At 66.1% G+C, this 14,980-nt stretch carries 9 protein-coding genes and 1 pseudogene; all 10 read left to right on the top strand.

The genetic code is table 11. The features are described 5' to 3' along the window. On the top strand, positions 1-566 hold a 566-nt coding region (locus YA0848_RS27930), incomplete at its 5' end, for an energy transducer TonB (protein ID WP_198731454.1). Between the two features lie 45 nt (positions 567-611). Further along, positions 612-1,270, top strand: a pseudogene (locus YA0848_RS27925) (MotA/TolQ/ExbB proton channel family protein). Between the two features lies 1 nt (position 1,271). After that, a complete protein-coding gene (locus YA0848_RS27920) occupies positions 1,272-1,673 on the top strand; it encodes an ExbD/TolR family protein (RefSeq protein ID WP_023095652.1) in 402 nt (133 codons plus the stop codon). A gap of 167 nt (positions 1,674-1,840) precedes the next feature. Further along, a complete protein-coding gene (locus tag YA0848_RS27915) occupies positions 1,841-4,534 on the top strand; it encodes a TonB-dependent receptor (protein ID WP_058158310.1) in 2,694 nt (897 codons plus the stop codon). Positions 4,535-4,654: 120 nt separating this feature from the next. Beyond that, positions 4,655-6,580 carry an extracellular solute-binding protein gene (locus YA0848_RS27910; protein WP_023095650.1) on the top strand — a complete coding sequence of 642 codons (1,926 nt, stop codon included), beginning with the start codon at positions 4,655-4,657 and terminating at the stop codon, positions 6,578-6,580. Then, positions 6,580-7,650, top strand: a complete 1,071-nt coding sequence (locus tag YA0848_RS27905) for a microcin C ABC transporter permease YejB (RefSeq protein ID WP_023095649.1) — start codon at positions 6,580-6,582, stop codon at positions 7,648-7,650. Before YA0848_RS27910 ends, YA0848_RS27905 begins: the two co-directional genes overlap by 1 nt. Beyond that, entirely contained in the window at positions 7,650-8,675 is a 1,026-nt protein-coding gene (locus YA0848_RS27900) for an ABC transporter permease (RefSeq protein ID WP_023095648.1), read from the top strand. Before YA0848_RS27905 ends, YA0848_RS27900 begins: the two co-directional genes overlap by 1 nt. Then, the gene (locus YA0848_RS27895) at positions 8,675-10,270 is read left to right on the top strand and encodes an ABC transporter ATP-binding protein (RefSeq protein WP_023095647.1); all 1,596 of its coding nucleotides are present in this window, start codon (positions 8,675-8,677) and stop codon (positions 10,268-10,270) included. Before YA0848_RS27900 ends, YA0848_RS27895 begins: the two co-directional genes overlap by 1 nt. A 202-nt stretch (positions 10,271-10,472) precedes the next feature. Next, complete coding sequence (locus YA0848_RS27890) at positions 10,473-11,705, top strand: efflux RND transporter periplasmic adaptor subunit (RefSeq protein WP_232925200.1); 1,233 nt, start codon at positions 10,473-10,475, stop codon at positions 11,703-11,705. 9 nt (positions 11,706-11,714) lie between these two features. Beyond that, positions 11,715-14,831, top strand: coding sequence for a multidrug efflux RND transporter permease subunit (locus YA0848_RS27885; protein WP_034008492.1), 3,117 nt, complete (start codon positions 11,715-11,717; stop codon positions 14,829-14,831). The last annotated feature ends 149 nt before the right edge of the window (positions 14,832-14,980 follow it).

Raw genomic sequence — 14,980 nt, 5'->3', positions numbered from 1 at the left:
GTCCCGCACCCCCCGCACCGCCGACCCCGGAGCCGCCACCGCCACCGCCGCCTCCGGAGCCACCGCCGCCGGAACCCGCGCCGGAACCTGAACCACCGGTTCAGGAGGAGGCGCCCAAGCCTGCACCCAAGCCGGTGGAGAAACCCAAGCCGAAACCCAAGCCCGTGCCGAAACCGGCGCCGCCGAAACCTGCGCCACCGGCACCACCGGCTCCGGCACCGACGCCAGCACCGCCTGCGCCGACACCGCCCGCAGCGCCTGCGCCCGCCGCGCCGGTGAAGGAAAGCGCGGCGATATCCGGTCTGGCGAGCCTTGGCAATCCGCCGCCGGAGTACCCGTCGCTGGCGCTGCGCCGTGGCTGGGAAGGCCGCGTGGTGTTGCGCATCCGCGTGCTGCCCAACGGTCGCGCCGGCAGTGTCGAGGTGACCCGCTCCAGTGGCAGGAAGCAGCTGGACGATGCCGCGGTGGAAGCAGTGAAGGGGTGGAAGTTCGTCCCGGCCAAGCGGGGTGACACGCCCATCGAGGGCTTCGCTGACCAGACCATCGATTTCAAAGTGCCGAATTGACATCCCTCATCCACCGAACAGCTCGACCGATTTAGAGGTATCGCCATGAACGAAACACTCACATCCCTTATCGTCCCCGGCGTGCTCTGGGCGCTGATTGTCTTCTCCGTCATCAGTTGGGCGCTGNNTTCCAGAAGGCCTTCTGGAACGCTCCCGACCTGCTTACTGCCGCCGAACATGCCGCGCAATACCCCGGTGCGCTGGCACGCATCGCCAACTCCGGGTTCGAGGCCATGACCGTAGCCGGCGAACCGCCGCGCAATACCCAGCAACTGGCGCAGACCATCAATCGCGCGGATCGCCTGGAGCGCAACCTGCGCCAGCAGATCCAGAAGGAGCGCCGTTCGCTGGAAGCCGGCCTGGCGATCCTTGCCAGTATTGGCAGCACTTCGCCCTTCATCGGCCTGTTCGGTACCGTGTGGGGGATCATGGAGGCGCTGCAATCGATCGGCGCCAGCGGCAATGCCAGCCTCGACACGGTCGCCGGCCCCATCGGCCATGCGCTGATCGCTACCGGCGTGGGTATCGCCGTCGCGGTGCCCGCGGTGCTGATCTACAACTTCTTCCTGCGCCGTCTGAAGCTCGCCACCGCGTATATGGACGACTTCGCCCACGACTTCGAAAGTCTCGCCCAGCGCAGTTCCTTCATGCTGAGCCGGCAGCCGATTTCCCAGTCCACCCAAGCCATGCGCGAGGCCAGCTGACATGTCCTTCTCGACCCAAGATAGCGACGAAGTCCTCAGCGAGATGAATGTCACGCCTCTGGTAGACGTGATGCTGGTGTTGCTGGTGGTGTTCATCGTCACCACACCGCTGATGACCAATGCGATCAAGATCAACCTGCCGAAGACCGACGCCGTGGCCCCGGCCGAACAGAAAGACCCGGTGGTGGTAAGCGTCGACCAGGATGGCAAGTTCTACCTGGACAAGTCGCAGGTGGAGGTAGACCTGCTGGAGAAGAGCCTGGGGGACGTCAAGCTCAAGGACCCGGAGGTCCGCGTTCAACTGCAAGCCGATGAGGGGGTCAATTATGGTCAGGTGGCCAAGGCCATGGCCTCCATCGAGCGTTCCGGAATCACCAAGATTTCCGTGATGACCTCTCGCTAGCTACCGATCAGTGCGGTGAAACGGCCGTCCACGCCTCGGCGTGGAGGGCAACGGGCTCTGCTTGCCCGCAAAAAGAAGATGTAGCACCCCGGGGAGGCACAACCCGACCGGAGCGACTGGCGGCCTATAAAGCCATAACCACCCTGCCTCATTGATGAGGAACCAAAATGAAAGCCAACATTCAGAAGTTCGCACCTCACCGCCTGGCCACCGCGATCCAGCGCTGTCGTCTGGTTCCCCTGTGCCTGCTGGCCTTCGGTGCCCCGTCACTGGCACACGCCCAGGCGGTGAGCGCCGAAGAGGAAACCTCGGCGGCGGCCGTGGCTGCGCCCACCACCCAGTTGGACCGCGTGGAAGTCACCGGCTCGGCGATCCGCCGGGCGGATGCCGAAACCGCGGTGCCGGTGACCATCCTGCGCACCGACGAACTGCGCCAGCAGGGCGTGACCACCACGGCCGAGATCATCCAGCGCATCACCGGTAGCCAGTCGATCACCAACTCCGCCGGCTCGGTGGGCTCGGCCACGGGCGGCGCGACCTTCGCCGACATGCGCGGCATCGGCTCGAACAAGACGCTGATCCTGCTCAACGGCCGGCGCCTGGCGAACAACGCCATCGACGGCACCGCGGTGGACCTCAACACCATTCCCTTCGCCGCCATCGACCGCGTCGAGATCCTCCGCGACGGCGCCTCGGCGCTGTACGGTACCGACGCCATCGGCGGGGTAATCAACTTCATCACCAAGAAGAGCATGACCGACGGCACGCTTTCCGTCGGCGGCGAGATGCCCGACGCCAGTGGCGGCGGCAGCAGTCATGACTTCAGCGGCAGCTGGGGCTTCGGTGACCTGGAAGAGGACCGCTTCAACGTCCTTGGTGTATTCAACTACCAGAAACAGGGCAACCTCGACGCCAACGACCGGACCTTCACCCGGGACGCCCCTGGACGTGGTCTGGAGTCCACCTCCGGTACCGGTTTCCCGGCCAACTACAGCCAGAATGGCAACAACACCAATCCGCTGGCGGACAGCAACTGCAGCGGTCCCAACCAGGTGGCCAGCGGCGACGTCTGCCGTTTCAGCACTCGCAACTTCATCGACCTGCTGCCGGAAACCGAGAAAACCTCGTTCTTCGGCAAGGCCACCGGCAAGCTGGCCGATGACCACAACGTCAACCTCGAATATTTCTGGGCGCGCAACAACAACGCCGTGGCGATCGCCCCGGCTCCGCTCACCGGGCTGACCCTGGACTCCAGCTCGCCCTACTTCCCCGGCAACGGCATTACCCCGCTGCCAACCTCATTCGTTCTCGATCCCAGCCAGCCTATCGACCTCAACTGGCGCGAGACCGCCGCCGGTGCCCGAGAGTCGAAAGACCAGAACACCAGCCAGCGGGTATTGCTGAGCTTCGACGGCAACGTCTCCGGATGGGATTACAACCTTGGTGCCACCTACAACCAGAACCAGGTGAACAGTGCGGTGACCGGCGGCTACGTCAGCGACCAGGCAATGATCGATGGCCTGGCGAGCGGCCTGCTCAACCCCTTCGGCCCGCAGACCCCGGAAGGCCAGGCCTACATCGATGGGGCCCGCTACCACGGTGACTACATGACGGCGGTCGGCCGGGTCAGCGGCCTCGATGGCCGCATCAGCCGCGAGATCGGCGATTGGTTCGGCGCCGGTCCTGCCGGCCTGGCGCTGGGGGGCGAATACCGCAAGGAGAAGTTCCATCAGGACTTCGAGCAGTGGGCGGGCGATCTTTCCAGCCTGGGCGTAGACCCCAACGCCAGCGTCTCCGGCGACCGCAGCGTGCGCGCCCAGTACGCCGAGCTGAGCGTGCCGGTACTGGACAGCCTCGAACTGGGCGCGGCGATCCGGCATGACAAGTACAGCGACTTCGGCAGCACCACCAACCCGAAGTATTCATTCCGCTTCCAGCCGCTCAAGGAGCTGGTGGTGCGCGGCGCTTACAGCGAAGGCTTCCGCGCGCCCTCGCTGTATGAGCTGTACAGCGCCAACTACACCACGTTCACCCAGGGCTATTACAACGACCCCGTACTCTGCACCGGCGGCACCCCGCAGCCCGGCGGCAACCCGGGACGCGACTGCGATCAGCAGTTGCTCAATACCACCGGCGGCAACCAGAACCTGGACCCGGAGACCGCGCGCAACGTCACCCTGGGCTTCGTCTATCAGCCGCTGCGCGACCTGTCCGTCGGGCTGGACTTCTGGTGGATCAAAATCTCCAACCAGATCGCCGAGTTCCCGGAGTCCGCGGTGCTGGCTAACCCTGATCTCTACGCCGACCGCATCATCCGCGCCGCCGACGGGTCCATCGACCACATCGTCACCGGCCTGGCCAACCTCGGCAAGGTCAAGACCAACGGCGTCGACGTGTCCATCGACTACCGCTTCCCGATGACCTCCTTCGGTGCCTTCGGCCTCGGCCTGCAGGGCACCTACGTGGATCGCTACGATTACCAGGAGTCCATCGGCGGCGAGTACATCGACAACGTGGGCGACTTCCAGGGCACCGGTATGATCGCCCGCTGGAAGCACACCCTCACTGGCACCTGGAACTACGGCGCCTGGCGCGCTTCGCTGGTCAATCGCTATACCAGCAGCTACCGCGACCAATTCCCTGACGATGGCAACGAGCGCGTGGCGTCCTACGTGGTTTGGGACATGTCGGCGGGCTATACCTTCGACAAGGCCCTGGACATCGACGTCGGTCTGAAGAACATGTTCGACCGCAACCCTCCGTTCAGCAATCAGGCGTACAACTTCCAGACCGGTTATGACCCGCGCTACACCGATCCGTTGGGCCGAGTCCTGTTCGGTCGCATGACCTACCACTTCTGATGTCGGTGCCGGGGCTTCATGAGCCCCGGCTCCTGGCACTATTCGCGAGTACTCGCGCCCCGTGGCTCCCGGCTCCTGGCCACGGGGATTTTTACTGACCATCAAGTACGAACGATACCCATGTCCCGAAGCCCAACATCGAACGCTCGCTACTGCCTGCGGCGACGCCTGTCTACCGCCTTCGCACGGCGCGCACTGCCACTGTTGTTGGCCGGCGCATTGCCATTCTTCGCGGGCGGCGCCCTGTGCGCCGAACTGCAATCGTCCATGACCGTATATGGCGAACCGGCCAAATACCCGGCCGATTTCAAACATTTCGACTACGTCAATCCTGACGCGCCCAAGGGCGGTTCGCTGCGCCGCTCGTCCCAGGAAACCGACCGCTTCACCTACCTGCTGCCCTACGTGGACAAGGCCACCTGGGTGTCGCAGGTCGATACCTGGGTCTACGAGCCGCTGGCCTATCGCTCGCTGGACGAACCCTACAGCGTCTATGGATTGGTCGCCGAGAAGATGGAGCGCGACCCGGACAACCGCTGGGTGCGCTTCTTCATCAACCCCAAGGCGCGCTTCCACGATGGCCAGCCGATCAGCGCCGAAGATGTCAGGTTCACCTTCGAGACCCTGATGACCAAGGCCAGCCTGAGCTATCGGCAGCTCTACGGCGACGTCGCTAAGGTCAGCGTGGAAGGCCCGCTGCAGGTCCGCTTCGACTTCAAGACCAATGACAACCGCAGCCTGCCGCTGGATCTGGCGAGCATGCGGATTCTTCCCGAGCACTGGTGGAAGACCCGCGACTTCGCCAGCGGCAACGGTTACGAGCCGCCGCTGGGCAGCGGCCCCTACCGTGTCAGCCATGTCGAGCCGGGGCGCAGCGTGACCTTCGAACGGGTCAAGGATTGGTGGGCGAAGGACCTGCCGGTCAGCCGCGGGCTCTATAACTTCGACACGCTCAAAGTCGAGTTCTTCGCCGACATCGAGGTAGCCCGCCAATTGCTGCTGGCCGGCGCCTACGACTACAACCGCGAATACTCGGCCACCGGCTTCGCCGTGCGCTACGAAAGCCCCGCCTTGCGCGAGGGCCGGCTGCAGAAGGCCATATTGGCCAAAGCCATGCCGTTCGCCGCCCAGGGTTTCGCCTTCAACCTCGACAAGCCGGTGTTCAAGGACCGCCGCGTGCGCCAGGCGATCTCCATGCTGTGGGATTTCGAGTGGACCAACCGGCAGATGATGCGCAACTTCTACATGCGCCAGCAGAGCTACTTCCCGAAGACCGAGATGGCCGCCACCGAACTGCCCGACGCCGAGGAACTGGCGATTCTCGAACCCTTGCGCGGCCAGGTGCCCGAGGAAGTCTTCAGCCAGGTCTACCAGCCGCCGAAGACCGACGGCAGCGGCTTCATCCGCGACAAGCAGTTGCAGGCGCTGGAGCTCCTCGCCGAGGCCGGCTGGCACCCGGACGAAAAAGGCGAACACCTGGTCAACGCGGCGGGCGAGCCGCTGAGCTTCCTGTTCCTCGACGGCCAGGGCTTCGACCGCATGCTGCTGCCGTGGAAGCGCACCCTGGCGCAGATCGGCATCACCCTGGAATTGCGCCGGGTCGACACCGCGCAGTACGTCAACCGGACCAATGCCCGCGACTACGACATGATCGTCACCGGCTTTCCGCGCAGCGGCGTACCCAACCCCTCGCCGGGCCGCGATCTCTACGAAATCTACGGCTCGAAGAGCGCCACCCAGGTCGGTAGCTCCAACGCCATGGTGCTGCGCGATCCGGCGGTGGACAAACTGATCGACGGGCTGGTCAACGCCGACAGCCGCGAACGCATGGTGCATTACGCCCGCGCGCTGGACCGGGTGCTGCAATGGAACTACTACAGCATCCCCAACTATTACTCCGAGGGCACGCCAACGGTGTTCTGGAACCGCTTCGGTCGGCCGAAGGTCGAGCCGGCCTACGACGTCGGCCTGGAAACCTGGTGGGAAATCAGCCCCACCGCCCTGACCGACGAACAGATGGCCGCACGCCTGAAGGAGCGAAACTGATGCCGGGCTATATCCTTCGCCGCCTGTTACTGGTCATTCCGACCCTGCTGTGCATCCTGGTGATCAACTTCGCCATCGTCCAGGCCGCTCCCGGTGGGCCGGTGGACCAGGCCATCGCCCGCCTGCAGGGCTTCGGTAGCCACGGCACCGGCAACGCCGCGCATGAATCCACGTCCGCATCGGCCAGCGGCTCGCGCGGCAGCCGCGGCCTGGATCCGGCGATGATCGCCGAGATCGAGCGTCAGTACGGTTTCGACAAGCCGCCGCTCGAACGCCTCTGGCTGATGCTGAAGAACTATGCACAGCTGGATTTCGGCACCAGCTTCTTCCGCGGCGCCACGGTCACCGATCTGATCCTGGAGAAAATGCCGGTGTCGCTGTCGCTGGGTTTCTGGGCGACCCTGGTGACCTACCTGGTGTCGATCCCCTTGGGTATCCGCAAGGCAGTGCGCAACGGCAGCGCCTTCGACGTCTGGACCAGCAGCGCGATCATCGTCGGCTACGCTCTGCCGGCCTTCCTCTTCGCCATGGTGTTGCTGGTGGTGTTCGCCGGCGGCAGCTACCTGAGCTGGTTCCCCGCCGTCGGCCTGACTTCGGAAAACTTCGATCAGCTCAGCCCGCTGGGCAAGATCGGCGACTACTTTTGGCACCTGGCGCTGCCGGTGACGGCGCTGGTGATCGGCGGCTTCGCCACCCTCACGATCCTGACCAAGAACAGCTTCCTCAACGAAATCAGCCGACAGTACGTGGTCACCGCCCGCGCCAAGGGTCTGACCGAGCGCAGCGTGCTGTACCGCCACGTGCTGCGCAACGCCATGCTGCTGGTGATCGCCGGGATTCCCCAGGCGTTGATCGAGGTGTTCTTCGCCGGCTCGTTGCTGATCGAGGTGATCTTCTCCCTCGACGGCCTCGGCCGGATGGGCTACGAGGCGGCGCTGTCGCGCGATTACCCCGTGGTGTTCGGTTCGCTGTTCATCTTCACCCTGTTCGGCTTGCTGGTGAAAATCCTCGGCGACCTCTGCTACACGCTGCTCGACCCGCGTATCGATTTTTCGGCGAGGAACGCCTGATGTCCCGACTTTCCCCGATCAACCGCCGGCGCTTCGACCGCTTCAAGGCCAACCGCCGCGGCTGGTGGTCGCTGTGGCTGTTCAGCGGGCTGCTGGCGCTGTGCCTGTGCGCCGAACTGATCGCCAACGACAAGCCGCTGCTGATCAGCTATGAGGGTGAGCTGTACTTTCCGGTGTTCAGGCATTACTCGGAAACCCGCTTCGGCGGAGAGCTCCCCTTCCAGCCGGACTACCGCAGCGAATACGTGCGCGGGCTCATCGAAGGCCACGGCGGCTGGATGCTGTTCCCGCCCATCGCTTTCAGCTACGACACGGTGAATTACGACCTCGAGGTGCCTTCGCCAAGCGCCCCTTCGTCGAGCAACTGGCTGGGTACCGATGACCAGGCGCGCGACGTCGCCGCGCGGGTGCTGTTCGGTGCCCGTGTGTCGATCCTCTTCGCCCTGGTGCTGACCGCCATCAGCGTGGTCATCGGCGTTGCCGCCGGTGCCGTGCAGGGGTACTACGGCGGCAAGGTGGACCTGATCGGGCAGCGCCTGCTGGAAGTCTGGTCGGGATTGCCGGTGCTCTACCTGCTGATCATCCTCTCCGGTTTCGTCGAGCCGAACTTCTGGTGGCTGCTCGGAATCATGGCGCTGTTCAGCTGGATGCCGCTGGTGGACGTGGTACGCGCCGAGTTCCTGCGTGGCCGCACGCTGGAATACGTCAAGGCGGCCAAGGCGCTCGGCCTGTCCGACCGCAAGGTGATGTGGCGGCACATCCTGCCTAACGCCATGACCTCCACCATGACCTACGTGCCGTTCATTCTCACCGGGGCGATCACCACGCTTACCGCCCTGGATTTTCTTGGTTTCGGCATGCCGGCCGGCACCGCCTCGCTGGGCGAACTGGCCTGGCAGGCCAAGCAGAACCTGCAGGCGCCCTGGCTGGGCATCACGGCGTTCCTGACCCTTGCGCTGATCCTCAGCCTGTTGGTGTTCATCGGCGAAGCCGTGCGCGATGCATTCGACCCGAGGGCCGCCTGATGCAGGAAAACCTGATCGAAATCCGCGATCTGCGCGTCGCCTTCGCCGGCGAAGAAGTGGTGCATGGCATCGACCTGGACATTCCGCGTGGCCAATGCCTGGCCCTGGTCGGCGAGTCCGGCTCCGGCAAGTCGGTCACCGCACACTCCATCCTGCGCCTGCTGCCGGCAGCCATCACCGGCACCTCCGGACAGATCCGTTATGCCGGCGAAGATCTGGTCGCGGCCAGCGAAGGACGTTTGCGCGAACTGCGCGGCGACCGCATTGCGATGATCTTCCAGGAGCCGATGACCTCGCTGAACCCGCTGCACACGGTGGAACGGCAGATCGGCGAGGTGCTCACCCTGCACAAGGGCCTGCGCGGCAAGGCGATGCGCGCGCGGGTGCTGGAATTGCTGGAACTGGTCGGCATCCAGGAGCCGGCCAGGCGGCTGCAGGCCTACCCGCATCAACTCTCCGGCGGGCAGCGGCAACGGGTGATGATCGCCATGGCGCTGGCCAACGAACCGGAGCTGCTGATCGCCGACGAACCCACCACGGCGCTGGACGTCACCGTGCAACAGAAGATTCTGCTGTTGCTCAAGGACCTGCAGCAGCGCCTGGGCATGTCGCTGCTGCTGATCAGCCATGACCTCAACCTGGTACGGCGCATCGCCCAGCGCGTCTGCGTGATGCGCCATGGCACGATCGTCGAGCAGAACGGCGCCGAGCAGTTGTTCGCCTCGCCGCAGCATCCCTATACCAGGATGCTCATCGAGGCCGAACCGGATGGCGAGCCGATGCTCGCGGCCAGCGAGCAGGTTCTGCTGCAGGCCGACGACCTCCGCGTCTGGTTCCCGTTGCCCAAGTCGCTGTTCAGCCGCCGGCGCGACTATGTCAAGGCGGTGGACGGCATCAGCTTCGAACTCCGGCGGGGGCGTACCCTGGGCATCGTCGGCGAGTCCGGTTCGGGCAAGTCGACCCTGGGCCAGGCGATGCTGCGGCTGGTCGGCTCCCAAGGCGGCATCCATTTCAACGGGCAGCGCCTGGACGGCCTCGACGCCAATGGAATGCGCCCCTTGCGGCGCCATATGCAGGTGGTGTTCCAGGACCCGTTCGGCAGCCTCAGCCCGCGCATGTCGGTGGAGCAGATCATCCGCGAGGGCCTGGACATCCACCGGGTCGGCACCGCGGACGAACGCGAGGCGGCGGTGATCCGCGTTCTCGAGGAGGTCGGCCTGGACCCGCAGACCCGCCATCGCTATCCCCACGAGTTTTCCGGCGGCCAGCGCCAGCGCATCTCCATCGCCCGCGCGCTGGTGCTGGAACCGGAACTCATCCTGCTCGACGAGCCGACCTCGGCGCTCGACCGCACCGTGCAGAAACAGGTGGTCGACCTGCTGCGCAACCTGCAGGCCGTGCACGGCCTGACCTATCTGTTCATCAGCCACGACCTCGCGGTGGTGCGGGCGCTGGCCCACGACCTGATCGTGGTCAAGGACGGCAAGGTGGTGGAACAGGGCGAAGCCCGGCAGATCTTCGCGGCGCCGCAGCATCCCTATACCCGCGAACTGCTGGTGGCTTCGGTGGGGCCTCTGGTTTCGCTGTCGGGGTAGGGCCGGTGAAACCCGCGCGGGTGTGGCGGCTCGACGAGCGCCCGGCTCCGGGTCCGACGCAGCGCGCGAAACCTGCGCGTGCCAGGCTCGGCCGGTATCCTCGGCATCACCGCCGCGGCGCCATGCCGGCCCCGGGAGCGGGTCGGCGAAACGGGCATGAAAGGAATTAGAAGCCCATCCAGCGCACCAGGCGTTGATGGGGATGGACGTCGACATGATGGATTCGCGCTTGCTAGCCCTGAAGGAAAGCCACATGCACTCCCGCACCGGCGGACATTCGCACCGACACGCCGCGCCCCGGCTCGGAGCGCGCCACGCTGCGATCCTGCTCGCGGGTCTGCTGCTTGGCGCCTGCAAACCCGAGCCGACGGCACAAACCGTCGGCGACACGCCCATCGCCGTGGACATCGCCATCGCCACGCCCTCGACCCAGGCGCGCAGCGTGCAGTTGACCGGACGCCTGGAGGCCTACCGCACCGCCGAGATCCGCGCGCGGGTCGAGGGCATCGTCGAGCAGCGCAGCTATGTCGAAGGGCAGGAGGTGCAGGCTGGCGACCTGCTGTTCCGCATTGCTCCGGAACCGCTGCAGGCCGAGCTGTCCGCCGCCGAGGCGGAGCAAGCACAGGCGCATGCCGCCCGCGAGGCCGCGGCGGACGTGGCAAGGCGCTCGCGGCAATTGATGGAGGATGACTCCATCAGTGCGCAGCAGTACCGCAAGGATCTGTTCGCCGAACAGCAGGCACGCGCCGCGGAACAATCCGCCGAGGCCAAGGTGCGCAGCGCGCGCCTGCGCCTGGCCTATGCCAGCGTCACCACGCCGATCGCCGGCCGCGCCCGCCGCGCGCTGGTCAGTGAGGGCGCGCTGGTCGGCCAGGACGAGGGAACGCCGCTGACCACGGTGGAACAGATCGATCCGATCTACGTGAATTTCGCCCAGCCGGCGGGCGATTATCTGGCGCTGCGCCGCAGCCTCGCCGGCAGCGGCAAGGGCCCGGCGGCGGCCCGGGTCAGCCTGCGCCTGGGCGACGGCAGCGCCTACGCGCTCACCGGCACGCTGCTGTTCGCCGACTCCGCGGTCGATCCGAAAACCGATACCGTGGCCATGCGCGCACTCTTCGACAACCCCGACCACCTGCTGCTGCCGGGCATGTACGTGCAGGTCGAGCTCGCCCTGCCCGACGCCGGCCGGGCGGTGCTGATTCCGCTGCGGGCGCTGACGCGGACCCGCGAGGGCGCCTATGTGATGCTCGACGACAACGGCCATGCGCGCCAGCAGGAAGTCCGCGCGGACAGCCTGGAAGGGCGCCAGTGGCGGGTCACCGACGGGCTGGTGGGCGGTGAGCGGGTGATCCTCGAAGGCGGGGCGCTGGCGCAGGGCCAGGCCGTCGAAGCCAAACCCACGCCTGCCGACGCCAGCGTCGGCGGCTCGGACTGAGGCGCGCGGATGTCCGCTTTCTTCATCGACCGCCCGGTATTCGCCTGGGTCGTGGCCATTCTCATCCTGCTCGGTGGCGGCGTCGCCACCCGCTACCTGGCGGTGGAGCAATACCCCAACGTCGCCCCCCCGCGGGTCGGCATCAACGCCAGCTACCCGGGCGCCTCGCCGGAGGTCGCCGAGCGCACCGTCACCGCGGTGATCGAGCGCGAACTCGCCGGCATTCCCGGCCTGCTCTACTTCACTTCCAGCAGCGCCGAGGGACAAGTCGAGATCGGCCTGGCCTTCGACACCGGCACCGACACCCGGCTGGCCACGGTGGAGGTGCAGAACCGCATCAAGCGGGTCGAGGAGCGCCTGCCGGAAAGCCTGCGTCGTCAGGGCATCTCGGTGGAGCAGAGCGACGAGAGCGAGCTGATGTTCATCACCCTCGACGCCGACAACCCGACGGTGGACGACGTCCAGCTCGGGGACTTCGCCACCACCCAGGTGCGTCCGGCGTTACTGCGGATCCCCGGGGTCGGCGAAGCGGAGGTGTACAGCCCGGAATACGCCATGCGCATCTGGCCTGATGTGGAAAAACTCACCGCCATGGGCATCACCACCGGCGAACTGGCGGATGCCATCGCGGTGCAGAATCAGCGCATTACCCTCGGTGCCATCGGCACCCTGCCGGCGCCCGCGGGCACCGCGCTCACCGCTCCGCTGATGGTCGGCGAGGACCTTGATACGCCGCAGGCCTTCGGCGCGATCGCCCTGCGCGTCAACCCCGACGGTTCGGCGCTGCGCGTGGCCGACGTGGCGCGGGTGGAACTGGGCGGCAACAACTACGACTATCCGTCGTTCGTCGACGGCCGCTATTCGGCGGCGATCTCGGTGAAACTGGCGCCGGGCGCCAATGCGCTGCAGACCGCCGAGGCGATCAAGGCGCGCATGGCCGAGCTGGCCGCGCAGTTCCCCGCGGGCATCCATTACCGCACCGCGTTCGACACCTCGGACTTCGTCAGGCTGTCCATCGTCAAGGTTGGCTACACCCTGCTCGAAGCCATGGCCCTGGTGTTCCTGGTCATGCTGGCGTTCCTGCGCAGCTGGCGCGCCACCCTGATCCCCAGCCTGGTGGTGCCCATCGCCCTGGCCGGGACCTGCGGCGCGATGCTGGTGCTGGGCTTCTCGATCAATGTGCTGACCCTGTTCGGCATGGTGCTGGCCATCGGTATCCTGGTGGACGACGCCATCGTGGTGGTGGAGAGCGTCGAGCGCATCATGGCCGAGGAAGGCCTGGCGCCGCGCGAGGCGACGCTCAAGGCGATGCGCCAGATCAGCGGCGCAATCGTCGCCATCACCCTGGTGCTGACCGCGGTGTTCTTCCCGATGGCGCTGTTCCAGGGCGCGGTGGGGGAGATCTACCGGCAGTTCTCGGTGGCGCTGGCGGTCCCCATGGCGCTTTCCGCGTTCCTCGCCCTTACCCTTACCCCGGCGTTGTGCGCCACCCTGCTCAAACCGCCGCCGCGACAGGCGGACGGAAAGCGCCCGGCGCCGACACGGCTGGCCCGTGGCTACCTGCGCCGGCTCGACGCGCTGCTGCGCCGGCCGCTGCGCTGGCTGCTGCTGTACGCGGCGCTGCTGGGCGCCGTCGGGCTGCTGTTCATGCGTCTGCCGGGGGGGTTCCTGCCCACCGAGGACAGCGGCAACTTCGCCGTCGTGGTGCTGCTGCCCACCGGCTCGACCCAGGCAGACACGCGCGAGGTGATCGACGAGGTGCAGGCCTGGCTGCGCCAGGACCCGGTCGTCGACCAGCTGTTCGCGATGCAGGGGTTCAGCTATTTCGGCGGCGGGCAGAACGCCGGGATGATCTGGCCGACGCTGATCGACTGGTCGCAGCGAAAGGCCAGCGAACAGCAGATAGAGGCCATACTCGCGCGCCTCAACGCGCATTTCGCCAGCGGCACCCGCGACCATCCGCAGGCGCTGGTGAAGGGCCTCAACACCCCGCCGTTGCCCTCGATGGGGCGCAGCGCCGGCATCGACATGCGCCTGCAGGATCGCGCCGGCCTTGGCCACGAGGCCCTGGTGGCGGCGAAGAACCGTTTGCTGGCGTTGGCCGCCCAGACCCCGGCACTGGCCGACGTGAGCTTCTCCGGGCAGGACGACGCGCCGCAACTGCGGGTCTCCATCGACCGACTCAAGGCGCAGAGCATGGGCGTCCCGGTGCAGCAGATCAATGACACCCTGGCGACGCTCTATGGCTCGGAGTACCTGGGCGACTTCATCCACCAGAACCAGGTGCGGCGCATCCTCGTGCAGGCCGACGGCAAGTACCGGCAGAGCCCGGACGGGCTGCTGCAGGCACGGGTGCGCAATGGCGAAGGCGACATGGTGCCGCTGAGCGCCTTCGTGCAGATGCGCTGGACCCTCGGCGCTCTGGAGATCCAACACTTCAACGGCTTTCCCGCGCTGCCCATCAGCGGCGCGCCGGCGCCCGGCTACAGCACCACCCAGGCGATGGAGGCGCTGGCCGGCCTGGTGGCGCAGCTGCCCGACGGCATCGGCTATGAATGGGCCGGGCAGTCCTATCAGGAACGCATTTCCGGCAACCAGATGCCGTTGCTGTTCGGCCTTTCGATCCTGGTGATCTTCCTCTGCCTGGCGGCGCTCTACGAAAGCTGGTCGGTGCCCTTCGCGGTGATCCTGGCGATCCCACTGGGGGTGATCGGCGCACTGCTCGCCACCAGCCTGCGCGGCCTGCCCGACGACCTCTATTTCAAGGTCGGCCTGATTACCATCATGGGCCTCTCGGCGAAGAACGCGATCCTCATCATCGAGGTGGCCAGGACCCTGCACCAGCAGGGCGTCGCCGTGCGCCAGGCGATCCTCGACGCCGCGCGCATGCGCCTGCGGCCCATCGTCATGACTTCCCTGGCCTTCATGTTCGGCGTGCTGCCGCTGATGCTCGCCAGCGGCCCCGGCTCGGCCAGCCAGCGCGCCATCGGCACCAGCGTGTTCGGCGGGATGCTCTCGGCCACCCTGCTGACGCTGTTCTTCGTGCCGCTGCTGTACCTGCTGGTGATGCGTCTGCGCGGCGAAACCAGCGCCGGTCCTTCCATCGCCGAGGCCCGCGACCCATGAAACGGTTTTGTCCATCCCTTAGAAATACTAGCATTGGACAAATAACCACTGAAGATAGCTTTTCCCAAATTTATTCCGAAAGTAAAGATTTTATAGATTTCCTAGGAAAATCCATATCTGACTTACCTTGCAACGATTGTAGGTATGGG

This window comes from Pseudomonas sp. S4_EA_1b, from assembly GCF_016307435.1.
Classification (GTDB): Bacteria; Pseudomonadota; Gammaproteobacteria; order Pseudomonadales; family Pseudomonadaceae; genus Aquipseudomonas; species Aquipseudomonas rhodesiae.
This window is presented reverse-complemented; position numbering and strand designations above follow the sequence as displayed.

What these genes read in the sequence shown, in the direction of transcription:
- YA0848_RS27905 (WP_023095649.1), top strand. Translation starts at nt 6,580, where the DNA reads ATGCCGGGCTATATCCTTCGCCGCCTGTTACTGGTCATTCCGACCCTG.
- YA0848_RS27890 (WP_232925200.1), top strand. Translation starts at nt 10,473, where the DNA reads ATGGACGTCGACATGATGGATTCGCGCTTGCTAGCCCTGAAGGAAAGC.
- YA0848_RS27900 (WP_023095648.1), top strand. Translation starts at nt 7,650, where the DNA reads ATGTCCCGACTTTCCCCGATCAACCGCCGGCGCTTCGACCGCTTCAAG.
- YA0848_RS27910 (WP_023095650.1), top strand. Translation starts at nt 4,655, where the DNA reads ATGTCCCGAAGCCCAACATCGAACGCTCGCTACTGCCTGCGGCGACGC.
- YA0848_RS27915 (WP_058158310.1), top strand. Translation starts at nt 1,841, where the DNA reads ATGAAAGCCAACATTCAGAAGTTCGCACCTCACCGCCTGGCCACCGCG.
- YA0848_RS27920 (WP_023095652.1), top strand. Translation starts at nt 1,272, where the DNA reads ATGTCCTTCTCGACCCAAGATAGCGACGAAGTCCTCAGCGAGATGAAT.
- YA0848_RS27885 (WP_034008492.1), top strand. Translation starts at nt 11,715, where the DNA reads ATGTCCGCTTTCTTCATCGACCGCCCGGTATTCGCCTGGGTCGTGGCC.
- YA0848_RS27895 (WP_023095647.1), top strand. Translation starts at nt 8,675, where the DNA reads ATGCAGGAAAACCTGATCGAAATCCGCGATCTGCGCGTCGCCTTCGCC.